Annotated in this window: 20 protein-coding genes and 1 pseudogene; 12 read left to right on the forward strand and 9 right to left on the reverse strand. The window is 67.0% G+C overall.

All coding sequences use genetic code 11. From position 1 onward, the window contains the following. Positions 1–56: 56 nt before the first annotated feature. From ACUVYZ_RS15065 to ACUVYZ_RS15080, 4 genes and pseudogenes are all read left to right on the forward strand, one after another. A pseudogene (locus tag ACUVYZ_RS15065) lies at positions 57–968 on the forward strand (DUF3387 domain-containing protein); the annotation flags it as partial. Between the two features lie 198 nt (positions 969–1,166). Further along, positions 1,167–2,513 (forward strand): ATP-binding protein, encoded by a 1,347-nt coding sequence (locus ACUVYZ_RS15070; protein ID WP_439933168.1) that lies wholly within the window; start codon positions 1,167–1,169, stop codon positions 2,511–2,513. 437 nt (positions 2,514–2,950) lie between these two features. After that, entirely contained in the window at positions 2,951–3,172 is a 222-nt protein-coding gene (locus tag ACUVYZ_RS15075) for a hypothetical protein (protein ID WP_147798981.1), read from the forward strand. After that, a complete protein-coding gene (locus ACUVYZ_RS15080; RefSeq protein ID WP_147798982.1) occupies positions 3,162–3,629 on the forward strand; it encodes a PIN domain-containing protein in 468 nt (155 codons plus the stop codon). Before ACUVYZ_RS15075 ends, ACUVYZ_RS15080 begins: the two co-directional genes overlap by 11 nt. 56 nt (positions 3,630–3,685) lie before the next feature. Here ACUVYZ_RS15080 and ACUVYZ_RS15085 read toward each other — a convergent pair whose 3' ends face one another. The 3 genes from ACUVYZ_RS15085 to ACUVYZ_RS15095 form a co-directional block, all read right to left on the reverse strand. After that, a complete protein-coding gene (locus ACUVYZ_RS15085) occupies positions 3,686–4,162 on the reverse strand; it encodes a type II toxin-antitoxin system death-on-curing family toxin (protein WP_439933167.1) in 477 nt (158 codons plus the stop codon). Positions 4,163–4,164: 2 nt separating this feature from the next. Then, positions 4,165–4,389, reverse strand: a complete 225-nt coding sequence (locus ACUVYZ_RS15090) for an AbrB/MazE/SpoVT family DNA-binding domain-containing protein (RefSeq protein ID WP_147798984.1) — start codon at positions 4,387–4,389, stop codon at positions 4,165–4,167. Positions 4,390–4,645: 256 nt separating this feature from the next. Continuing rightward, positions 4,646–5,218 carry a YqiA/YcfP family alpha/beta fold hydrolase gene (locus ACUVYZ_RS15095; RefSeq protein ID WP_439933166.1) on the reverse strand — a complete coding sequence of 191 codons (573 nt, stop codon included), beginning with the start codon at positions 5,216–5,218 and terminating at the stop codon, positions 4,646–4,648. Between the two features lie 288 nt (positions 5,219–5,506). On the opposite strand from ACUVYZ_RS15095, the gene ACUVYZ_RS15100 reads away from it, so the two are divergent. The 5 genes from ACUVYZ_RS15100 (at position 5,507) to ACUVYZ_RS15120 (ending at position 11,094) form a co-directional block, all read left to right on the forward strand. Continuing rightward, on the forward strand, positions 5,507–6,604 hold the full coding sequence (locus tag ACUVYZ_RS15100; protein WP_439933165.1) for a TRAP transporter substrate-binding protein: 1,098 nt from the start codon (positions 5,507–5,509) through the stop codon (positions 6,602–6,604). 88 nt (positions 6,605–6,692) lie between these two features. After that, positions 6,693–7,211: a TRAP transporter small permease subunit gene (locus ACUVYZ_RS15105; protein WP_439933164.1), complete on the forward strand. Its 519-nt coding sequence runs from the start codon at positions 6,693–6,695 to the stop codon at positions 7,209–7,211. 3 nt (positions 7,212–7,214) lie between these two features. After that, the gene (locus ACUVYZ_RS15110; protein WP_439933163.1) at positions 7,215–8,546 is read left to right on the forward strand and encodes a TRAP transporter large permease; all 1,332 of its coding nucleotides are present in this window, start codon (positions 7,215–7,217) and stop codon (positions 8,544–8,546) included. A gap of 348 nt (positions 8,547–8,894) precedes the next feature. Then, the gene (locus ACUVYZ_RS15115; RefSeq protein WP_439933162.1) at positions 8,895–10,493 is read left to right on the forward strand and encodes a gamma-glutamyltransferase family protein; all 1,599 of its coding nucleotides are present in this window, start codon (positions 8,895–8,897) and stop codon (positions 10,491–10,493) included. A gap of 202 nt (positions 10,494–10,695) precedes the next feature. After that, positions 10,696–11,094: a hypothetical protein gene (locus tag ACUVYZ_RS15120; protein ID WP_439933161.1), complete on the forward strand. Its 399-nt coding sequence runs from the start codon at positions 10,696–10,698 to the stop codon at positions 11,092–11,094. Here ACUVYZ_RS15120 and mpl read toward each other — a convergent pair. Then, positions 11,074–12,528, reverse strand: coding sequence for a UDP-N-acetylmuramate:L-alanyl-gamma-D-glutamyl-meso-diaminopimelate ligase (gene mpl, locus ACUVYZ_RS15125; RefSeq protein WP_439933160.1), 1,455 nt, complete (start codon positions 12,526–12,528; stop codon positions 11,074–11,076). The two genes, ACUVYZ_RS15120 and mpl, sit on opposite strands and share 21 nt — an antisense overlap. 178 nt (positions 12,529–12,706) lie before the next feature. Between mpl and ACUVYZ_RS15130 the strand changes: the two genes are divergently transcribed. After that, a complete protein-coding gene (locus ACUVYZ_RS15130) occupies positions 12,707–13,006 on the forward strand; it encodes an HU family DNA-binding protein (RefSeq protein WP_439933159.1) in 300 nt (99 codons plus the stop codon). 169 nt (positions 13,007–13,175) lie between these two features. Here the strand turns inward: ACUVYZ_RS15130 and ACUVYZ_RS15135 are convergent, their stop codons facing one another. The 4 genes from ACUVYZ_RS15135 to ACUVYZ_RS15150 form a co-directional block, all read right to left on the reverse strand. After that, positions 13,176–13,700 carry a carboxymuconolactone decarboxylase family protein gene (locus ACUVYZ_RS15135; RefSeq protein WP_439933158.1) on the reverse strand — a complete coding sequence of 175 codons (525 nt, stop codon included), beginning with the start codon at positions 13,698–13,700 and terminating at the stop codon, positions 13,176–13,178. Between the two features lie 17 nt (positions 13,701–13,717). After that, the gene (locus ACUVYZ_RS15140; protein WP_439933157.1) at positions 13,718–14,206 is read right to left on the reverse strand and encodes a hypothetical protein; all 489 of its coding nucleotides are present in this window, start codon (positions 14,204–14,206) and stop codon (positions 13,718–13,720) included. 25 nt (positions 14,207–14,231) lie between these two features. Beyond that, complete coding sequence (mscL, locus tag ACUVYZ_RS15145; protein WP_439933156.1) at positions 14,232–14,669, reverse strand: large conductance mechanosensitive channel protein MscL; 438 nt, start codon at positions 14,667–14,669, stop codon at positions 14,232–14,234. Positions 14,670–14,747: 78 nt separating this feature from the next. Continuing rightward, positions 14,748–15,557, reverse strand: coding sequence for a M48 family metallopeptidase (locus tag ACUVYZ_RS15150; protein ID WP_439933155.1), 810 nt, complete (start codon positions 15,555–15,557; stop codon positions 14,748–14,750). 201 nt (positions 15,558–15,758) lie between these two features. Between ACUVYZ_RS15150 and ACUVYZ_RS15155 the strand changes: the two genes are divergently transcribed. Continuing rightward, positions 15,759–16,952 (forward strand): NAD(P)/FAD-dependent oxidoreductase, encoded by a 1,194-nt coding sequence (locus ACUVYZ_RS15155; RefSeq protein WP_439933154.1) that lies wholly within the window; start codon positions 15,759–15,761, stop codon positions 16,950–16,952. 1 nt (position 16,953) lies between these two features. On the opposite strand, the gene metH is transcribed toward ACUVYZ_RS15155, so the two are convergent. Next, a complete protein-coding gene (gene metH, locus ACUVYZ_RS15160; RefSeq protein WP_439933153.1) occupies positions 16,954–20,667 on the reverse strand; it encodes a methionine synthase in 3,714 nt (1,237 codons plus the stop codon). Between the two features lie 139 nt (positions 20,668–20,806). Between metH and ACUVYZ_RS15165 the strand changes: the two genes are divergently transcribed. Continuing rightward, on the forward strand, positions 20,807–21,202 hold the full coding sequence (locus ACUVYZ_RS15165; RefSeq protein ID WP_439933404.1) for a rhodanese-like domain-containing protein: 396 nt from the start codon (positions 20,807–20,809) through the stop codon (positions 21,200–21,202). Positions 21,203–21,240: the final 38 nt, after the last annotated feature.

Genomic DNA, 21,240 nt, shown 5'->3' on the forward strand with positions numbered 1-21,240 from the left:
TCGGCCGAAAACGCATCAAACGACTAATTCGCTCGGGCGGGGCGCGGCAGGCAGGCGGCTTCGACTGGGCGCCGTGGAAAGCCGGCACGCCAGCGACGCGGCTATCGCTGCTTCCGGCTGCCCAGGAGCACATCCTCGCGCAGGAGAACGGCAAGGAGCGATTTCTTCAGGCGGTGCGCGACCTTTCTAAAGCCTTTGCCTTGGCGGTGCCGCACGAGGAAGCCCTGCGCATCCGGGACGACGTGGCGTTCTTCCAGGCCGTGCAGGCCGTGTTGGCCAAGCGCGCACCCGGCGATGCGCGGCCCGAGGAGGAGCTCGATCATGCCGTGCGCCAGATCATCTCCCGCGCGGTGGCCCCCGAAGGCGTCGTGGACATCTTCGCGGCGGCCGGGCTCAAGAAGCCCGACATCTCCATCCTGTCGGACGAGTTCCTGGCCGAGGTGCGCGGTATGCCGCAGCGAAACCTCGCAGTCGAGTTGCTGCAGAAGCTGCTCAGGGGCGAGCTCGCGACCCGCCGGCGCAAGAACGTCGTGCAGGCCCGTTCCTTCGCCGAGATGCTGGAGCAGACGATCCGCAAGTACCAGAACCGCGCCATCGAGGCGGCGCAGGTGATCGAGGAGCTGATCGGCCTCGCAAAGGAGATGCGCGAAGCGAACGCGCGCGGCGAGAAGCTCGGCCTGACCGAGGACGAACTGGCCTTCTACGACGCGCTGGAGACCAACGACAGCGCGGTCAAAGTCCTGGGCGACGAGACGCTCCGTACCATCGCGCGCGAGTTGGTCGAGACGGTGCGACAGAACGTGACGATTGATTGGACGCTGCGCGAGAATGTCCGCGCACAGCTGCGCGTGCTGGTCAAACGCATCCTGCGCAAGCACGGCTACCCGCCGGACAAGCAGGAGAAGGCCACGCAGACGGTGCTCGAGCAGGCCGAGGCGTTCTCGGCGCTTTGGCTCGAGGCGGCCTGAAGGAGCGCGTGGCGCAGGCGCATTTGCCCGAAGGGAGGTCAACCCCGACGCCTGTTGGATATCAACCTTTCGTCCATGAGGCCGGCCATGGGTCCGCGCTAAACCGACTTTCTTTCCCCGCGTGCCCCGCTCGGTCTGAATTCTCCTTCCAAAAGGATAAAAAATGCTAATTTCTCCTTCCTATAAGGAGAATATATCGTGAGCTTGTCCCTCGGAATCGCCCGGGCTGCACTGGCCGACGCGTTGGCAGCCTCCATAGAGGGTCCGCTGCCCGAAAGTACTCCGCGCCGCGTTCACGGCGCGGTGCGCATGCCTGAAAAGGTGACCGCCGTCCTAGGGGTGCGGCGGGCGGGTAAGACGACCTTTGTGCATCAGCTCCGGCGCGAGCGACTGGCGGCGGGCACCGCGCGCGCACTGCTGCCCTACGTGAACTTCGAGGATGAACGGCTGGCGGGCCTCGAAGGGAACCAACTCGGCTTGCTCTTGGAGGAGTACGGGCGCCGCGTGCCCGACACTGCCCGGCTCCGCACGGTGCTCTGGTGCTTCGACGAGATCCAGGTCGTCCCTGGCTGGGAGCGCTTCGTGAGGCGGCTATTGGATAGCAAGAGCGCCGAGGCGATCGTGGCCGGCTCCTCGGCCACGCTCCTCTCGCGGGAGATCGGGACGGCGCTCCGGGGCCGCGCCTGGTCGGTGATCCTTTTTCCATTCAGCTTTCCCGAGGCGCTCGCGCACCAGGGAGAGCCAGTTCCTGCCGACCCCGCGCTCGTCACCAGCGCAGAACGCAATCGCCTGGAGCACGCCTTTCTGCAATGGCTCGAGACCGGCGGTTTTCCGGAGGCGCAAGGGCTCGATGCCGTCACGCGCCGGCAACTCCTACGCGATTACGTGGACGTGGCCATTCTGCGCGATGTGGTCGAGCGTCACGGTGTCACCAACATCGCGGGGCTTCGCTGGCTCGTACGGCATCTGCTGGCCAATGCCGCAGGCGCTTTCAGCGTTGAGAAATTCCACCGTACCCTCAAGAGCCAAGGAATCGCCGTTTCGCGCGACACCCTCCACCACTTGCTCGCTTATCTGGAGGACTGCTTTCTGGTGCGCACGGTGTGGATGGAAGCGGACTCGGAGCGCCAGCGCATGGTCAACCTGCGCAAGATCTATCCGGTAGACGCTGGGCTCATCCCCCTGTTCGATCGCAGCGGGCGAGCCAATCTGGGTCACGCACTGGAGACAGCGGTGCTCATTGAACTGGAGCGGCGCCGGTGCGAAGTCACATACGTGCGCACGCCAGAAGGGTATGAGGTGGATTTCCTAGCCCGCGCACCCGATGGCATCGAGCACTTGATCCAGGTGTGCGCGGACGAGAGCGACCCTGAGACGGCGGAGCGGGAAATCCGTGCCCTTCGGGAAGCGGGACGGCGGCGAAGAAAAGCGCGGCGATGGCTACTCACGCCCACGCGAGACCGCCTGCCACCAGCGCCACCGCCGGATATCGCTTGCCAGACGGCCTATCAGTGGATGCTCGCCGGGGAAGCGGCTGCGGTATGAAAGACGCTGCAAGTGAATCAATGATGCCCATGACCCATCGGGAACGGATCAAGCAAAGCGCTGGCGAGTTTGCCGCCCCGAGGCCCCGCAATCAGCCGGCACGGTGACCACGGATCGCCACTTCGCCGGGCTTTGGGTTCACAACGCCTTCGCCGCCCCATTTGACTCAGTTCGTTGAGTCAATCGACTCACCCTCTGAGCGAGCCGCAGGTCCTTCTCCCGCGCCCCTGGGTGAGCGGGGTGCAGCAAGCGGACACATCGTTGTGCGTGCGGCAACTCATCATTCCTGAGTTACTAACCCTCGCATTTTCAGTGGCCTGTATAGAGCCACTTTTGAGTCCCCTGGTCCTCAAGCCCACGGAGAACCCATTGGAGCGCTCATTTTTCATTTATTCGTGTACACTATTATCGTGCACACTTATATACATAGAATCGCCATGAAGAACATCACCCTGAGTGCTGATGAAAAGCTTATCGAAGCCGCCCGAGCACGGGCGCAGGCCGAGAATACGACCCTGAACGAAAAGTTCCGCCGCTGGCTCGAGGACTACGTGCGCCGCGAGCAGCAGGCGGCCGAGGCGCTGGCCGTGATGCGCGAGCTTTCCGGCAAGCTGCGCGTGGGACGCAAACTCAGCCGGGATGAAATGAATGAGCGTTGAGTCGTTTCTCGACACGAATGTGTTCGTGTATCAACTCGAGCGCTCGGATGCCCGCAAGGCTGACATCGCCGAGCGGCTGATTGCCGAGGGCATCGCGCAGGGTTCGGCGTGCATCAGCTATCAAGTCGTCCAGGAATTGCTCAACATCGTCCTGCGCAAAGCGAGGGTGAAGCTGGCTCCCGACGACGCGCGCCGCTACCTACAGGCAGTGCTGGCACCCTTGTACCAGGTGCAGCCGAGCCTCAGGCTCTATCACGCCGCGCTCGACCTTCATGCACGCTACCGCTTCGGTTTTTACGATAGCCTCATCGTTGCCGCCGCTTTGGAGGCTGGCTGCAAGCGGCTTTACAGCGAGGATTTGCAGGACGGCCAGAACATCGACGGGCTGACCATCGTCAACCCTTTTGCAAGGCGATCACCCGGATTGCGGGAGGCCAAATCCCGCAGGAAGCCCTGATCGCTGTAGCGATCATTCCAGACCTGTCTCCATTGCGGTCCCGGTTCAGCGCTGCCTCAGCGCGCCACGCGGACGGGCTTTCGCTGGGGGCGGGCGGCCGGTGTCCTTGATTTGTGTCTCGCTCGCGGCTCGTGCACTTCCCCGCGCGGGGTCAAGCGCAGATGGGCGCGCAGCCACGCGGCGAAGTCCTTTTCGCTGAGCCTGCCATCGGCCAAGGCGAGGTAAACGGGGAAGAGCTCCAGGTCGTCGGCTTCGAGCGTGGCGCCATTGAGCTCCAGGAAGGTTTCGCAAGCGACAGCAGCCGTGCGCTTGTTGCCGTCCACGAAGGGATGGTTGCGCGCAAGTCCATAGGCGAGGCTCGCGGCGAGGTCCGCCAGATCGGGGGCCGGGTTGCCGTAGGCGTAGAGCTGCCGGGGCCGGGCGAGGGCGGACTCCAGAAGCGTCTCGTCCCGCACGCCGCCGCTGCCCCCGTGCTCGGCGAGCTGACGGTCGTGGATGGCAAGCACCAGCGCTTTTTCGAGCCACACGATCACGCTCAGCTCTCCGCCAGCTTTTTCAGCAGGGCGCGGCGCTTGCGCATGATCCGCTCGGCCACCTCCATCTGCTCGGCGAGCTTGGGGTCGAAGGGGGTGAGCTTGATGCCGTCCGGCAGCTCGATGGCGTAGAGCGCGTCGCCCTTCTCCAGGCGCAGCCGGGCAAGGAGCTCCTTGGGGAGGATCACGCCGGCGGAATTGCCGACGGTGGTGATCTTGAGTTTCATGACGGGTCCCCTGACGGAATTATAACATACGTTATACAGAAGAGCTGGCCGCGTCAAGCGCGCCGCAGGGTTGAAGCGCCGGGTTCCTTTGCGCTCATAACTTGTCTCACAACCCAGTCGGGTGCGTAGCGCGCAGCAACGCGCGCCATGCTTCGAGAGGCGTCCCACAGGAAGGCCGAGAGGGCAGCCTCACGGCCGCTGAAAGAGGCTCGAAACGGTGCACCAGAGAGAGACTCGCACCGAACCCCGAGGGCTTTCAGAGCAGCTCAGCGAAGGCGAGCACCTCGTCCAGGTAATCGGCGAAGTCGGAAAAGCCGTGGTCGCTCCCCTCCACCACGATCTGACGGGCGCGAGCGTACTTTTCCATCGCCCGGCGGTAGTCGAGCACTTCATCGCCGGTGGCGACAAGGAGCAGATAGCGCTCGGGGCGGGTGATGGCCAGCACGTCCAGGGCGGAGAGTTCCTCGAGATGGGCGCGGGTGAACTCGTAGCGCTCCCCGGTGTGGAAGTTCTGCTGCGTCCCCAGACACTGGGCCAGGTCCCGGGGCGCGTCCACCGCCGGGTTCACCAACACCGCCTTGAGCCCGTGGCGCTCGGCGAGCCAGGTGGCGTAGTAACCCCCGAGGGAGCTGCCCACTAGGGTGACCGGAGCATCCAGCTCCCCGATCTCCCGCTCCAGCACCTGGATCGCCGCCGCGGGCCGGTGGGGTAGCGCGGGAGCGCGAAAGCTTGCCTCCTTTCCCAACTGGGCTAGCCGCTCCCGGAGCAGCCGCGCCTTGGACGAGGCCGGGGAGCTGTTGAAGCCGTGGATATAGCAGATTGCCGGCATTCGGGATCCGTTTTCGTGTTATAAACTAAGCAACCGCTTGCACTCATCCGGTGCGAGCGGTCAAAAATGGTGCAGCGCGGTGCGATGGCACGCCGGGCAACCCAGCGGCGTCGGCGCGTTATCCCTCTGCGCTGCACGAATAATACCTCGAGCGACCGCCTGGATTTTCGTTTGCCGATCCCGTGGCACGAAACCTGCGAACCTTACCCCCGGGATCGGGTGTTCCACGGTCCGCTTCTTCCACCACCCTGCCCGTTCCGGGCATCTGACCACGGAGGATAACGCATCATGAATCGACGCGGATTTCTCAAGAAGACGGCCGTCGCCAGTGCCGCCGCGGGCACCCTGGGCTTTCCCATGATCGCAAAAGCCCAGGCCGCCAAGACCTTCAACTGGAAGATGACCACCACCTGGCCGGCGGGCTCGCCCTTCTACCAGTCCGGCCCGGGCAGCGCCGAGGCCTTCGCCAAGAAAGTGGAGGCCATGTCCAACGGGCGGCTGAAGATCAAGGTGTTCGCCGCCGGGGAGTTGCTCCCCGCGTTCGAAGGCTTCGACGCCTGCGCCGCCGGCACGGTGGAGATGAACCACGGCGTCGCCTACTACTGGGCCGGGAAGACCTTCGCTTCCCAGTACTTCGGCACCGTGCCCTTCGGCATGAGCTACCTGGGCCAGCACGCCTGGCTGTGGGAGGGCGGCGGCAATCAGCTCTGGGAAGAAGTCTACAAGCCCTTCGGGCTGGTGCCGCTGCCGGCGGGCTGCACCGGCGTGCAGATGACCGGCTGGTTCAAGAAGCCGGTCAACTCGGTCGCCGACTTCAAGGGCTTGAAGATGCGCATCCCGGGGCTCGCCGGCAAGGTTTACGCGGCGCTGGGCGTGGACGTGAAGCTGCTGCCGGGCGGCGAGATCTTCCCGGCCCTCGAGCGGGGCGTGATCGACGCCGCCGAGTGGGTGGGGCCGTTCCTGGACATGAAGCTGGGACTGCAGAACGCGGCCAAGTACTACTACACCACGGGCTGGCACGAGCCCTCCACCACCACCGAGATCGTTATCAACAAGAAGGCCTGGGACTCGCTCCCGGCCGACCTCAAGGAGATCGTGGTCTACGCCGCCAAGGCGATGGACCTGGAGGGGCTGCTGTGGCTCGAGACCAAGAACGCCGAGGCGCTGGACGAGCTGGTGCAGAAGCACGGCGTAAAGGTCTCCACCCTGCCGCCCGACGTGGTCAAGAAACTGAAAGAGGCGACCGCGGACACCCTCTCCAGCGCCGCCGCCAAGGACCCTCTGGTGAAGAAGGTCCACGACCACTACTTCGCCTTCAAGAAGAAGCACGACTTCTGGGCCAAGGTGAGCGAGACCCACTTCGCCACCCAGGTGCGCGATATCTAGAGAAGCGCCCGCTGCGCCGGGCCCGTCCAGGGCCCGGCGCGTTTTCCAGGTCCCGAACGATCCGTCCGAAGAAAGGAGGGATGGCGCCGTGAACGCGCTGGAGCGGCTTGGCAACGGCATCGACGCCTTCATCGACTGGGTGGGCCGCGCGACGTCCTGGCTCACCCTGATCCTGGTGCTCCTCATCGCCACCGAAGTGCTGCTGCGCTATGCCTTCAGTTTGGGGGCGGTGTGGGCCCAGGAGCTGGAGTGGCACATTCTCGCCGTGATCGCCCTGTGGGGCATCGCCTACACCCAGAAGGAGGACGCCCACGTGCGGGTGGACATCCTCTATCACGGCTACAGCCAGCGCACCCGGGACTGGATCGAATTCCTGAGCGCCCTCTTCATCATGACGCCGATCTCCTTCTACGTGGCCTACCTGTCGATCCCCTTCGTGCAGCAGTCCTACGCCATCGGCGAGATCTCGCCGGACCCGGGCGGGCTCACCCACCGCTGGATTCTCAAGTCCTTCGTCACGTCCGGCTTTTTGCTGCTCGGGCTGCAGAGCCTGGCGATCGCCCTCAAGCAGGCGGCGATCCTGTGGCGCGATCGTCGAAAGGGCTGACCCATGCCGATGAACGAAATCCTCGCGATCCTGCTGATCGTCTCCTTCGTCGTCCTGCTGCTCGCTGGCGTGCGGGTCGCCTACGCCATCGCCGCCGCCGGTTTCGTCTTCGGCTTCCTCGGCTTCGGCACCACCCTGTTCAACCTCCTCCCGGCGCGCATTTACGGCGTGGCCACCAACTACACGCTCCTCGCGGTGCCCCTGTTCGTGTTCATGGGAGTGCTCTTGGAAAAGTCTCGCATCGCCGAGGACATGCTGGACGTGATGGGCCACCTGGCCGGGCGGCTGCCGGGCGGCATGGGCATCGCCATCATCCTGGTAGGGGTCATGATGGGCGCGGCCACGGGGATCGTGGGGGCCACGGTGGTAACCCTGGGGCTCATCGCCCTTCCCACCCTGCTCAAGCGGGGCTATCACCACGGACTCGCGTGCGGAGCCATCTGCGCCTCGGGAACCCTGGGCCAAATCATTCCTCCGAGCCTGATCCTGATCCTGCTGGCGGACCTGATGCAGGAATCGGTGGGCACGCTTTTCGCCGCGGCGCTCATGCCGGGCCTGATGCTGGCCGGCCTTTACGTGCTGTACCTTCTGATCCTAGGACAGATGAAGCCCCGGCTAGCGCCGCCCCTGTCCCACGAGGAGCTCGACTCCCTTTCCCGCGGCCAGCTCCTGGTGGAAGTCTTCCGGGGCGTGCTGCCGCCGCTGGCGCTCGTATTCGCGGTGCTCGGCTCCATCATCGGGGGCGTGGCCGCACCCACCGAGGCCGCCTCCATGGGCGCCTTCGGCGCCCTCCTGATCGCTGCCCTCGCCCGCAAGCTTTCCCTGCGGGTGCTGCAAGAGACCATGCGGGAGACCCTTAAAACCACCGCCATGATCCTGTTCATCATCATGGCAGCCCAAGTGTTCAGCCTCGCCTTCCGGGGACTTTCAGGCGAGGACCTGATCGCCGAGTTCATGGCGCTGGTGCCGGGCGGCGTGTGGGGCACCATCCTCTTCCTCATGGTGCTGCTGTTCATCCTGGGATTTTTCCTGGAATGGATCGAGATCTCCTACATCGTGCTGCCGCTCCTGCTGCCGTTCTTCCAGCAGGCCGGCGTGGACATGGTGTGGCTGGCGATGCTGATCTGCATGAACCTGCAGACTTCATTTCTGACGCCGCCCTTCGGCTGGGCCCTTTTCTTCTTGAAGGGCGTGGCGCCGCCGGAAGTGAAGACGATGGAAATCTACAAGGGGGTGATCCCCTTCATCGGGGTGCAGATCGTGGGGCTGGGACTGCTCATGCTCTTTCCCGACATCGCCACGTGGCTGCCGAGGTCCATCGGATGGTTGAAGTGAACCCGCCGGGGCGCCGGGGGCGCTGCGCCCGACGACCCTCCCCGGTGGCGGCCCTTGTCTCCCGTCGTCTCGGTCGCATCGACGGCAGAGTCGCCCGGCGGGAAGCCACGTTTCCGATGGAAATCCATCCGCCGCTTTCCCTGGGACTCTGCGTCGCTCATGAATTGAGCAGCGGTAACGGAAGCGTCGCTGTCACAAGGCGCTCCGGACTGCGGCCGCAGAGTTGTCCACAGGGTTATCCAAAGAAGTTGTGGACAACAAAGGAACTCCCCCGAGTACGCCGCCCTGAATCGCAAGCCCCTAGACGCTATACTTGCCGATAATGCTTTCGCGCCCTCAGAAAACCTCATGATCCACAGCACCCTCGCCACCCGCGGCATCGCCGTCGCGCCCCACTCCCTCGCCGCCCAGTCGGCGCTCGCCGTGCTGCGGGAAGGCGGCAACGCCCTGGAGGCCATGATCGCCGGGGCGGCTACCATCGCCGTGGTCTATCCCCACATGAACGGCATCGGCGGCGATTCGTTCTGGCTGTTCTACGCGCCGGAGGCGGGTGTAAGCTCCATCGACGCCTGCGGCGCTGCGGGAAACCACGCGAGCCGCACGTTCTACCAGGAGCGAGGGCTCGCCGCGATCCCCGTGCGCGGACCCCTCGCCGCTAACACGGTGGCCGGCACCCTGTCCGGCTGGGACCTGGCCTACCAGGTGTCGCGCAACGAATGGGGCGGGCGCTTGCCTTTCGCCCGGCTGCTGGAGGACGCGATCCACTACGCCCGGGAGGGGGTGCCGGTCACCGCCAGCCAGGCGGCGGCGACCGCCGCCAAGCTGGAGGAGCTCAAGGATCAGCCGGGCTTCGCCGAGCGCTTCCTGGTGGACGGCGCACCGCCGGCCGCGGGCAGCCGCTACCTGCAGCCGGCCCTCGCCGCCACGTTGGAGCGGATCGCCCGGGCCGGACCCCGGGACTTCTACGAAGGGGAGCTGGCCCGGGCGGTGGCGGCCGAGCTGGAGGCAGTTGGCAGCCCCCTCACCTTCGAGGACCTGGCGCGGCACCGGGCGGTCATGAAGCCGGCGCTCTCCCTCAAGCACTCCCTCGGCACCGTGCACAACATGGCCCCGCCGACCCAGGGCGTGGTTTCCCTGATGATCCTGGGCATCCTGGATCGGCTCGCCATCGCCGGGCTCGATCCCCTGTCGGCGGATTACGTGCACCGGGCGGTGGAGGCGACCAAGCTGGCGTTCCGCATCCGGGACCGCTACGTGACCGATCCCGCCTACATGAAGGTGGACCCCCAGTCCCTACTGGAGCCGGGCGCCCTGGACTCCCTGGCGGCGGAGGTGGACCTCAAGCGAGCGGCCCCATGGGGACAGGCCACCGCGCCCGGGGACACGGTGTGGCTGGGCGCGATCGACGGCGAGGGCCGGGCGGTCTCCTTCATCCAGAGCATCTACCACGAGTTCGGCAGTGGCGTCGTGCTGCCCGGCACAGGCATCCACTGGCAGAACCGGGGCTGCAGCTTCTCCCTGGACCCGCAGGCGCTGAACGCCTTGGAGCCGGGGCGCAAGCCTTTCCACACCTTGAACCCCGCCCTCGCTCTCTTGAACGATGGCCGCGTGATGGTGTACGGCACCATGGGCGGGGACGGCCAGCCCCAGACCCAGGCGGCGGTGTTCACCCGCTACGCGGCGATGGGCTACGAGCTGCAGCAAGTGGTGTCCATGCCCCGCTGGCTCCTGGGACGCACCTGGGGCAACCCCTCGGACACCCTCAAGCTGGAGCGGCGCTTTCCGGCGCAGGTGTTCGACGAGCTCGCCCGCCGCGGCCACGCGGTGGAGCGGCTGCGCAGCTTCGACGAGGCGGTGGGCCACGCTGGGGCCCTCGTGTTTCATGCCAACGGCATAATGGAAGGGGCCGCCGACCCCCGCTCCAACGGAGGCGTGGCGGGATTCTGATCCGCAGACCATTCACCACCGGCGGCATCAGCGATCGTCCTGAAAATGCTTGACGACCTTCGGCCCTCTTGCCAAGCCCTCTCCCCGGGGAGCGAGGAACCTTCTTTACCGGAGGTTCATAGACGCCGTGCGGCGAGTCATCCCCGGACGCTTCGCTGAAGCGGGGCCTGTTCGCTTTTCCGCCGCCGGGCGCCGGAGATTGATGTCAGCGCTCGCCCTCGGCGCCCTCGCACTGCTTTCATCGATCGGTCCGGCGGGCGCTGCCGATCCCGCCCGGCAGGCGATCCAGCGGGAGCTGCTTGAGCGGCAATGGCAGCAACAGGAATTGCGCCAGCGCCTGCAGGAGGGAGCCGCCAGCCCGGAGGGGGAAGGGGCGGGCAGCCCCGATGCCCAGCGCCGCCGGCTTGAGTTGCAACGGCTGCGCCAGTCCCAGGAGCGGGCCCTGGCGGCTCCGCCCCCTCCTTCGGAGAGCGAAGCGGCGCGGGAAGCCCAGCGGGCCCTGCGGGAGCGGACCTTCCGCGAGGAAAGGGAGCGGCTCGAGGGGCAGCCCCGGCCGGCCCAGGAAGCGCCTGGGGCCGCCTCAGGCGCGGGCGCCCGCTGAGCTTGCCCCCTGCTCCTCCCCTCGCTCGGCAAGCCGGGCGAGCAGCTTCTCGTGGATTCCGCCGAAGGCGCCGTTGCTCATGATGAGCACGTGGTCCCCCGGGCGGGCCTCGGCGGCGATCGCCTCCACCAGTTGGGCGAGATCGCCAAAGGCGGACGCCTTGGCGCCCAGGGGCGCGAGAGCCCCCTGGGCGTCCCAGCCAAGGCCCTCGGTATAGCAGAACACCCGGTCGGCCCAGGCCAGGCTCGGGGCGAGGGCGTCCTTCCATACCCCCAGCTTCATGGTGTTGGAGCGGGGCTCCAGTACCGCTAGGATGCGCCCCCCTTTCACCGCCGGGCGCAAGGCCTCCAGGGTCGAGCGGATGGCCGTGGGATGGTGGGCGAAGTCGTCGTAGACCGTGATGCCGTCCACGGTGCCCCGCACCTCCAGGCGCCGCCGCACGTTCTCGAAGCGCCCGAGGGCCTGGGCCGCCGCCGGGACCGGCACCCCGGCGTGGCGCGCCGCGGCGATGGCCGCCAGGGCGTTCAGTTGGTTGTGGGCACCTAGGAGTGGCCAGCGTACCTCCCCTTCCACGCGACCGGCGTGGAGCACCTGGAACCCGGCCTCCGTAGGCCGCGCTTCCCAGCCGCCGGGGACGCCGAAGCGCTCCACCGGCGTCCAGCAGCCCCGCGCCAGCACCCGCGCGAGGGCTTCGTCGCCTCCGTTCGCCACGATGAGGCCGTTGCCGGGAACGGTGCGTACCAGGTGGTGGAACTGGGTCTCGATGGCGGCGAGATCGGGAAAGATGTCGGCGTGGTCGAACTCCAGGTTGTTGAGCGCCGCGGTGCGCGGCCGGTAGTGCACGAACTTGGAGCGCTTGTCGAAGAACGCGGTGTCGTACTCGTCCGCCTCGATCACGAAGAAGGGTGAGCCGGGGGCGAGCCGGGCGGAGACACCGAAGTTGCGCGGCACACCGCCGATCAGGAATCCGGGTTCGAGCCCTGCGTGCTCCAGGATCCAGGCCAGCATGGAGGCGGTGGTAGTCTTGCCGTGGGTGCCGGCGCAGGCGAGCACCCAGCGGCCCGGGAGCACCGTCTCCGCGAGCCACTGGGGGCCGGAGGTGTAGGGGAGGCCTCGGTTCAGCACCTCCTCCACCAGGGGATTGCCCCGGGACACCACGTTGCCCACCACGAAGACGTCGGGCTCGAGCCCGACCTGCTCGGCGCCGTAGCCCTCGATCAGCTCGATGCCCTGGGCGGCGAGCTGCTCGCTCATGGGGGGATAGACGTGGGCGTCGCAGCCGGTCACCCGGTGGCCGGCTTCCCGCGCCAGCAGCGCGACGCCCCCCATGAAGGTGCCGCAGATTCCCAGGATGTGGATGTGCACGTTGACCCTCAGGTGTGGTTCGCTTCCGCGCCCGCCAAGCCCCACGGCCGAACGGAGCCGGCGGCGCATTTTACGCCGAAACGGCAGCGGGCCCCAGGCCGGCTGCGGACCGGCGCGCCCCGCCGGGCGGCGTTGCGCGGGGTACCGGACTGCCCTTATCATTGCCGCGCACGCAGCGGATGGCGGCTCGTGCTGGGCAATCCGAACGAACCCGAAACGATCATAACGAACGCAGAGGAGTCAAGCGATGGGTAAAGTCATCAGCAAAGCCGACCTGGTGGAGGTCGCCGCGAAGGCCGCGGGCATCAGCAAGACGGCGGCCGCCGAAGCCATCAACGCCGCCATGAGCGCCGTGGTATCCAACGTGGCCAGGGGCAACCGGGTCACCCTGGTCGGATTCGGCACCTTCGCCCCCCGCAAGCGCAAGGCGCGCAACGGCAAGAACCCCGCCACAGGAGAAACCATCAAGATCCCGGCGCGGACGGTGCCCGCTTTCTCCGCGGGCCAGGCGTTCAAGGACGCCGTCGCCGGCAAGAGAAAGAAGTAAGCGTCCGCTTTTCTTCCCCAGCGTCGAGAAGAGCCCCCTGCCGGCGCTCGCCCCTCTCCCCGGCAGGAGAGGGGGGCTGCTTTTTCTTCCTTCAGCCCGGAAAGGCGATAGGCGGGGTAGAAGATCGTCTACGCGCCGCTGGAGGCCTTCTCCCCGCTGTGCAGGCCGCCTATCGGTCGGCCTCCACCTGCAGCGCCTCCAGGAACCGGGATACCATGTTGTACGCGGCCACCGTGACCGTCAGTTCCACCAGTTGCCGCGGATCGAACCAGCGCCGCAAGGGTTCGAACAGGGCATCGGGCACGTGGACGTCCCGGGTCATGGCATCCACGTAGGCGAGCACGTCCCGCGCCCGCTGGTCGAACAGGGGGCTTTCCCCCCACGCCGGCAAGGCCTCGAGCTGCTCCGGGGTGAGGCCCGCCTGCAGGGCGAAGGGCACGTGGGTCCGATACTCGTATTGCGCCTCATTGATCAGCGCCACCCGCAGGATCGCGAGTTCCCGGAGGGCTGGGTCGAGCCGAGTGTGCTGCCGCACCGCAGTCAAGAGCTTGAGCCAGCCTTCCGCCACTGGCGGGCTGTGGAGCAGCGTGGCGTAGAGGTTGAGGAGCCGCCCCCCGCGCTCCTCCCGGATGCGCTCGATCAACGGGGCGAGCTCGGGATGGGTCTGCTCGTTCACCAGGGGAAGCCTGGCCATGCGTCGCTCCCTCGGGCTCATGCGCTGCTGGACGCCTCGTCCGGGTGCCGAGCCAGACGCTCCGTTTCCGCCTTGAAGGTCTCCAGGTAGTCCTGGTAGAACGGTTCCTGGTCGACGTCGCTCCACTGCAGGCCGCAGTAGCCGAGGGCCAGGGAAAAGTCCTGGGCGAAGGCCGCCCGGCCGTAGTCGGTGTCGGTCTCGTCGTAGGCCTTGACAAAACGGTCGACGAAGACCGAGGCCGATGCCCGCGCCAGCCGCTGCAGGACTTCCGCCAGGTCGTCCCGGGAAACGGTAAGCCGGGCCTCCAGCTCCCCTTCCACGGGCTCCCAGCGGCCGACCTTCACCCGCAGCCCGGTCTCCCGGGCGATCTCCTCCTCGAGGGCCGCGGGATCGGCTGGCAGCTCCAGAACGCCGGCATTGCCCACCCGCACGGGGATGCCGTGCTCCAGCTCCACCTCGAAGCCGCTCGGAAGGTCTACCCATTCATGCGTCAGGGGCGCGTCCATGAAAAATCTCCGTGGGTCAGGCCGCCTACGCGCGCGCTTTCAATAGATCCCGGATCTCGGCGAGCAAGGCCGCCTCCTGGGACGGCGCCGGGGCTGGTGGCGGTGGCGCCTCCTTCTCCCGCTTGAGCCGGTTGATCGCCTTCACCACCAGGAAGACCGCCCAGGCGATGATCAAAAAACTCACGATGGCGTTGAGGAACAAGCCGATGTTGAGGGTGACGGCGCCGGCCTTGGCCGCCGCCTCTACGGTGAGGTAAGGGCCCGGCGTCGTCCCCTCCTTGAGCAGGACGAAAAGATTCGAGAAATCCACCCGGCCGAGGAGCAGCCCCACCGGCGGCATGATCACGTCCCGCACCAGGGAGTCCACGATCTTGCCGAAAGCGGTGCCGATCACTACGCCCACGGCCAGGTCCACCACGTTGCCCTTGACGGCGAACTCCTTGAACTCGGCAATCACACCCATGCTCTCCTCCTTTTGCATCGCACATCGATAGGCCGGCCATGCCGGTGTAATCCCCACCGAAGCTCGCCCCCGGCGGGCTCATTTCACCGGGTGGGTGGGTCGGGGTCCGGACGCCTGGTAGTAGGCCATCATCCGAGGCACGAGGGCTTCCAGCATTTTTTTCCGGTTTTCCGGCGACGGGTGGGTGCTCAGGAATTCCGGCGGCCGGCTGTCGCCCAGCCTGGCCATCTTGTCCCACAGGGTCACGGCGGCGCGGGGATCGTAGCCCGCCTTGGCCGCCAGCTCGATGCCAATGCGGTCTGCTTCCGCCTCCATGGTGCGGCTGTTGGGCATCTGCACCGCCAGGGCGGCGGCCAGGGCCGCTCCCGTGGCGGCGATCTGGGGCCGGTCGGAAGCGACGGCGACCCCGGTCACCACCAGGTCGCTCGCCAGGGCCACGGACATCTTCTCCGCGGTGTGGGCCGACAGGGCATGGGCGATCTCGTGGGCCAGCACCTGGGCGAGCTCGTCGTCGCTGGCGTTCAGCTTCTCGATGAGACCGGTGTAGATGGCCATCTTGCCGCCGGCCATGGCCCAGGCGTTCACCGTCTTGGGGTCATGGATCACTTTGATCTCCCAGTCCCACTGCCCGGTCTCGGGCCGGTACTTGACGGCCTGGGCCACCAGGCGCTCGGCGATGCGGTCGATGCGCGCCTTGAGGGCGGGATCCTCGTTCACCTTCCCCTGCTTCTCCAGGGGCGCCAGCATCTGCACGTAGGCCTGCCGGGAGGCAACGATGGCCTGGCTCTCCGACACGAGCATCAACTGGCTGCGCCCGGTGACCGGGTTGGTGGCGCAACCGGCGGCGAGCACCGCGGCCGCCGTCAGGGCTAAGAGGGATCTCATCATGGGTCTTCCTTCGAGTGCGCCTAACTTTGATCCGCGCCGCGGACGACGGTTTCTCAGCGGGACACCGTGGGGCTGGTCGAAAGGATTCTCGGGACGTTTTGTTCATGTCCCATTCTAGCCCGGATTCACGGGAAGCTCGGGAGGACCCGGTGCGGGCCCGGGCTATACTTCAGCGAGAACATCCCCAGGGAGGAGCGCCGGATGGATGCCGACGTACTGGTGATCGGGGCAGGACCCGCGGGAAGTGCCGCGGCCCTCTCCCTCGCCCGGGCCGGCGTGGACGTGATCCTCGCGGATCAGCAGGCCTTCCCGCGGGACAAAGCCTGCGGCGACGCCCTCATCCCTGACGCGCTCCAGGCCCTGGACGCCCTGGGCGTGCGGCTCCAGGTACTCGCCCAGGCGGCGCCGGTCGGCGCGGTGCGCATCCACGCCCCCGACGAAAGCTACGTGGAGTTTCCCGGGGAAGCCGCCTGCCTGCCGCGGCGGCTCCTGGACGATGCCCTGCGCCGCGCCGCGGTGGCGGCGGGCGCCCGCTTTCTGCCTCGGGTGAAGGCCCTCGCACCCCTGGAGGGCCGTGGGGGGGTCGCCGGGGCCCGGTTCCGCCGACGGGGGGACGCCCGTCCCCTGGACATCGGCGCCCGGGTCACGCTCCTCGCCACCGGCGCCGAGCGCAAGTCCCTGGCCCTCTTCGGCCTGGAGGGCCCTCGCCCGTGCCCTGGCGCCGTGGCGGTGCGGGCGTACGTGCACGCGCCGGGCCTGCCTCCCATGCCCTTCCTGTGCCTTGCCTTCCAGCGAACCATCCCGGGGGGCTACGGCTGGATCTTCCCAGGGCCAGCGGGCCGCTACAACCTGGGCGTCGGCCTGTTCGCCCGCGGAGCCAGCGAGGCGGGCAACCTGCGCTTGCTGTGGCGCCGCTTCCTGGAAACTTTTCCACCGGCCCGGGTCCTGGTGAAAGCCGCCACCCGGATCGAGCCCCTGCGGGGCGCACCCCTCGCCTGCGGATTCGACGGGTCCCGGCTGGGACGGCCCGGACTGCTCCTCGCCGGGGAGGCGGCGGGGCTCACCTATCCCCTCTCCGGAGAGGGCATCGGCAAGGCCCTGGAGAGCGGCATGCTGGCCGCCGAGTGCGTACTCGACGCCTTGCGGCGGGGGGAGCCGCCGGAGCAGCTCCTGGCCCGCTACGGGCAGGCGGCCCGCAGCCGGTTCCTGCGCCGCTTCGCGGGCTACCGGGCCGGGGAGCGGCTCCTCGCCTGGCCTGGCCTCATGAACCTGCTCGCCCGCCGGGCGCGGGAGGGCCGCTTCGTCCGGCGCCAGTTGGAGGCGATCTTCGCCGAGACGGCTTATCCCGACAGCCTGTTCTCGGTGCCGGGGCTGCTGCGGGCGCTGGTGACGTAAATCAACCGGCGGTGACGGGCTGCCGCTCGTAGTTGAGCACCGGGGCAAGCCAGCGCTCAGCGGTCTCCAGGTCCCAGCCCTTGCGCCGGGCGTAATCCTCCACCTGGTCTCGGTCCACCTTGCCCACGGCGAAGTACTGGGACTGGGGATGGGAGAAGTAGAACCCGGACACGGACGCGGCGGGCAGCATGGCATAGGCATCGGTGAGCTGCATGCGGGCGTTCTTGTCCGCCGCCAGCAGCCTGAAGAGGGGCCCCTTCTCGGTGTGGTCGGGGCAGGCGGGATAGCCCGGAGCGGGCCGGATGCCGCGATAGTCCTCCCGGATCAGGCGCTCGTTGTCCGCGTCCTCCTCGGGGGCGTAGCCCCAAAACTCCCGCCGCACCCGCCAGTGCAGGTGCTCGGCGAAGGCCTCCGCCAGGCGGTCCGCCAGGGCCTTCAAGAGGATCGCGTTATAGTCGTCGTGGGCCGCCTCGAAGGCCTTCACCCGGGGCTCGATGCCCAGGCCCGCGGTCACCGCGAAGGCGCCGATGTAATCCTTCACCCCCGAGCCCTTGGGGGCGATGAAGTCCGCCAGGCACAGGTTCGGGCGGTCGGGGGGCTTCACCATCTGCTGGCGCAGGTTGTGCCAGGTCATCAGCACCCGGGCGCGGGACTCGTCGGCGTAGATCTCGATGTCGTCGGCCCCCGCGCTGTTGGCCGGAAACAGGCCGATCACCCCGCTGGCGGCGAGCCACTTCTCCTCCACGATGCGCTGGAGCATGGCCTGGGCGTCGGCGAAGAGCTGGCGGGCGGTGGCCCCCACCGCCGGATCCTCCAGGATGGCCGGGTAGCGGCCCCGCAGCTCCCAGGTCTGGAAGAAGGGGGTCCAGTCGATGAAGGGGATGAGCGCCTCCAGGGGATAGTCCTGGAAGACCTTGACGCCGAGGAAAGCGGGCCGCGGGGGCTGGTATTCGGTCCAGTCGGTCTTCAAACCGTGGCGCCGGGCGTCCTCTAGCTTGTGGTGGGGACCCTGGCCTTTCTTCTGGGCGTGCTGCCGGCGAACGCGCTCGTACTCGGCGCGCACCTCGGCCAGATACGGTTCCCGCAGCTCGTCGGAGAGGAGATTGCTGCACACCGCCACCGAGCGGGAAGCGTCCGGCACCCAGATGACCGGGCCCGAGTAGTTGGGCGCGATCTTGAGCACCGTGTGCACGCGGGAGGTGGTGGCCCCGCCGATGAGCAACGGAAGCTTGAAGCCCTCCCGCTCCATCTCCCGGGCCACGTGGCACATCTCCTCCAGGGACGGCGTGATCAGCCCCGAGAGCCCGATCAGGTCGGCCTTTTCCTCCCGCGCCGTCTGCAAGATCTTGTGCGCCGGCACCATGACGCCCAGGTTGATCACCTCGTAGTTGTTGCACTGGAGCACCACGGCGACGATATTCTTGCCAATATCGTGAACGTCCCCCTTCACGGTGGCGATCACCATCTTGCCCTTGGGCCGGGTGTCGCCGAGCCGCTCCTTCTCCGCCTCGATGTAGGGCACCAGGTGGGCCACCGCCTGCTTCATGACCCGGGCGGACTTCACCACCTGGGGCAGGAACATCTTGCCCGAGCCGAAGAGGTCCCCCACCACGTTCATGCCGTCCATGAGGGGACCTTCGATCACCTGGATCGGCCGCTCGTACTTGAGCCGCGCCTCCTCGGTGTCCTCCACGATGTAGTCGGCGATGCCCTGCACCAGGGCGTGCTTCAAGCGCTCCTCCACCGGTGCCTGGCGCCAGCCCAGGTCCTCCTCCTTGGCCTTGCTGCTTCCCTTCACCGTCTCGGCGAACTTGACCATGCGCTCGGTGGCGTCGGGCCGACGGTTGAAGAGGATGTCCTCCACGTGCTCTAGCAGGTCCTTGGGGATCTCGTCGTAGACGCCGATCTGGCCGGCGTTAACGATGCCCATGGTGAGCCCGGCCTTGATGGCGTGGTAGAGGAAGGCGGTGTGGATCGCCGCCCGCACTGGCTCGTTGCCGCGGAAGCTGAAGGACAGGTTGGAGATGCCGCCGCTCACCTTGGCGTAGGGCAGGGTCTGGCGGATGATGCGGGTCGCCTCGATGAAGTCGATGGCGTAGGTGGCGTGCTCCTCCAGGCCCGTGGCGATGGCGAAGACGTTGGGATCGAAGATGATCTCCTCGGGCGGGAAGCCCAGCTCGTCCACCAGGATGTGGTAGCAGCGCTTGCAGATCTCCACCCGCCGCTCCAGGGTGTCCGCCTGGCCCTTCTCGTCGAAGGCCATCACTACCACCGCCGCGCCGTAGCGGCGGGCCAGCAGGGCGTGGCGCCGGAACTCCTCCTCCCCCTCCTTCAGGCTGATGGAATTGACCACGGGCTTGCCCTGCACGCACTTGAGCCCCGCTTCGATCACCTCCCACTTGGAGGAGTCGATCATCACCGGCACCCGGGAGATGTCGGGCTCCGAGGCGATCAGGTTCAGGAACTTCACCATCGCCGCCTTGGAGTCCAGCATCGCCTCGTCCATGTTGACGTCGATCATCTGGGCGCCGTTTTCCACCTGCTGGCGCGCCACCGACAGGGCCCCGGCGAAGTCCCCGTTCAGGATCAGGCGGGCGAAGGCCTTGGAGCCGGTCACGTTGGTGCGCTCGCCAATGTTGACGAACAGGGAATCGTCACCGATGTTGAGGGGCTCGAGGCCCGCGAGGCGCAGCTTCTTCTCGATCACCGGGACTTTGCGCGGTGGAAGATCGGCGACCGCCTCGGCGATGGCGCGAATGTGGGCTGGGGTGGTACCGCAGCAGCCGCCCACGATGTTGATGAGCCCCTCGGCTGCGAATTCCCGCAGGATCCCGGCCATGTACTCGGGGGTTTCGTCGTAGCCGCCGAAGGCGTTGGGCAACCCCGCGTTGGGATGGGCCGAGACGTACACGTCGGCGCACGCCGCGAGCTCTTCCACGTGGGGGCGCAGGTCCTTGGCCCCCAGGGCACAGTTGAGCCCGATGGAGAGGGGCCCGATGTGGCGCACCGAGTTCCAGAAGGCTTCCGGCGTCTGCCCGGTCAGGGTGCGGCCGCTCTGGTCGGTGATGGTGCCCGAGACCATGACGGGAAGGCGCACGCCCCGCGCCTCGAAGAACGCGTCCAGGGCGAAAAGCGCGGCCTTGCAGTTGAGGGTGTCGAACACGGTCTCCACCATGATGAGGTCCACGCCCCCGTCCGTGAGGCCCCGGATCGCCTCGGTGTAGGCCGCCACCAACTGATCGAAGGTGATGTTGCGGAAGCCCGGATCGTTCACGTCCGGCGAGATGGACGCGGTCTTGTTGGTGGGTCCCAGGATGCCGCAGGCGAAGCGGGGTTTCTCAGGCGTCTTTCGGGTCCACTCCTCGGCCACTTCGCGCGCGAGTCGCGCCGCCTCGAAGTTCAACTCGTAGACCAGGTGTTCCATGTGGTAGTCCGCCATGGATACCGCGGTGGCGTTGAAGGTATTGGTCTCGACGATATCGGCCCCCGCCTCCAGGTACTTCCAGTGGATCTCCCGGATAATCTGGGGCTGGGTGAGGGTAAGGAGGTCGTTGTTGCCCTTCAGCTCGTGGGGAAAATCGGCGAAGCGCCGCCCCCGGTAGTCGGCCTCGCTCAAGCCGTAGCTCTGGATCATGGTGCCCATGGCCCCGTCGAGCAGCAGGATGCGCTCCTCCAGGAGGCGTCTCAGCAACGGCAGGCAGTCGGCACGGTTCATGGGCGAGATCCCCTAGGATGAAACATAAAAAATTCAAGTTTAACATGGATATCCCATCCGTCCGGGACCACGGCAAACCCCGGCTCCCCTATAATGGGAGCCCAGTCGAGGAAAGATCGGCATCGTGAAACACATCGCCATGAAGCACCTCAGCCCCAAGCAGGCCTATGAGTTCCTGCAGGCCAACCCGGACGCCCTATTCATCGACTGCCGCAGCGAGATCGAGTACCTGTTCGTAGGCCACCCGGTCGGGGCGCACCACGTCTCCTGGAACGACGGCCCGGACTGGGAGGTGAACCCCCATTTCGTAGGGCAGGTGAAGAAGCTCGCCGGCACCGACCACGCCTCCCGCCCCATCGTCCTCATCTGCCGCAGCGGCAACCGCTCCGCCGAGGCGGGCGCGGCCCTGGAGAAGGCTGGGTTTAAGCACGTGTACAACGTCACCCATGGCTTCGAGGGGGACCTGGACGAGAAACACCACCGCAGCACCAAGAACGGTTGGCGCTATGAGGGCCTGCCCTGGGAGCAGTGCTGATTTCAGGGATCAGAAGCTAGAAGACAGCGTTGAGCTTC

This window comes from Pelomicrobium sp. P1, assembly GCF_052805615.1.

Excerpts from the sequence above, each read along its gene's own strand:
- ACUVYZ_RS15075 (WP_147798981.1), top strand. The coding sequence starts at position 2,951 with ATGAAGAACATCACCCTGAGTGCTGATGAAAAGCTTATCGAAGCCGCC.
- ACUVYZ_RS15080 (WP_147798982.1), top strand. The coding sequence starts at position 3,162 with ATGAGCGTTGAGTCGTTTCTCGACACGAATGTGTTCGTGTATCAACTC.
- ACUVYZ_RS15090 (WP_147798984.1), bottom strand. The coding sequence starts at position 4,389 with ATGAAACTCAAGATCACCACCGTCGGCAATTCCGCCGGCGTGATCCTC.
- ACUVYZ_RS15095 (WP_439933166.1), bottom strand. The coding sequence starts at position 5,218 with ATGCCGGCAATCTGCTATATCCACGGCTTCAACAGCTCCCCGGCCTCG.
- ACUVYZ_RS15100 (WP_439933165.1), top strand. The coding sequence starts at position 5,507 with ATGAATCGACGCGGATTTCTCAAGAAGACGGCCGTCGCCAGTGCCGCC.
- ACUVYZ_RS15110 (WP_439933163.1), top strand. The coding sequence starts at position 7,215 with ATGCCGATGAACGAAATCCTCGCGATCCTGCTGATCGTCTCCTTCGTC.
- ACUVYZ_RS15115 (WP_439933162.1), top strand. The coding sequence starts at position 8,895 with ATGATCCACAGCACCCTCGCCACCCGCGGCATCGCCGTCGCGCCCCAC.
- ACUVYZ_RS15120 (WP_439933161.1), top strand. The coding sequence starts at position 10,696 with ATGTCAGCGCTCGCCCTCGGCGCCCTCGCACTGCTTTCATCGATCGGT.
- mpl (WP_439933160.1), bottom strand. The coding sequence starts at position 12,528 with ATGCGCCGCCGGCTCCGTTCGGCCGTGGGGCTTGGCGGGCGCGGAAGC.
- ACUVYZ_RS15130 (WP_439933159.1), top strand. The coding sequence starts at position 12,707 with ATGGGTAAAGTCATCAGCAAAGCCGACCTGGTGGAGGTCGCCGCGAAG.
- ACUVYZ_RS15135 (WP_439933158.1), bottom strand. The coding sequence starts at position 13,700 with ATGGCCAGGCTTCCCCTGGTGAACGAGCAGACCCATCCCGAGCTCGCC.
- ACUVYZ_RS15140 (WP_439933157.1), bottom strand. The coding sequence starts at position 14,206 with ATGGACGCGCCCCTGACGCATGAATGGGTAGACCTTCCGAGCGGCTTC.
- mscL (WP_439933156.1), bottom strand. The coding sequence starts at position 14,669 with ATGGGTGTGATTGCCGAGTTCAAGGAGTTCGCCGTCAAGGGCAACGTG.
- ACUVYZ_RS15150 (WP_439933155.1), bottom strand. The coding sequence starts at position 15,557 with ATGATGAGATCCCTCTTAGCCCTGACGGCGGCCGCGGTGCTCGCCGCC.
- ACUVYZ_RS15155 (WP_439933154.1), top strand. The coding sequence starts at position 15,759 with ATGGATGCCGACGTACTGGTGATCGGGGCAGGACCCGCGGGAAGTGCC.
- metH (WP_439933153.1), bottom strand. The coding sequence starts at position 20,667 with ATGAACCGTGCCGACTGCCTGCCGTTGCTGAGACGCCTCCTGGAGGAG.
- ACUVYZ_RS15165 (WP_439933404.1), top strand. The coding sequence starts at position 20,807 with ATGAAGCACCTCAGCCCCAAGCAGGCCTATGAGTTCCTGCAGGCCAAC.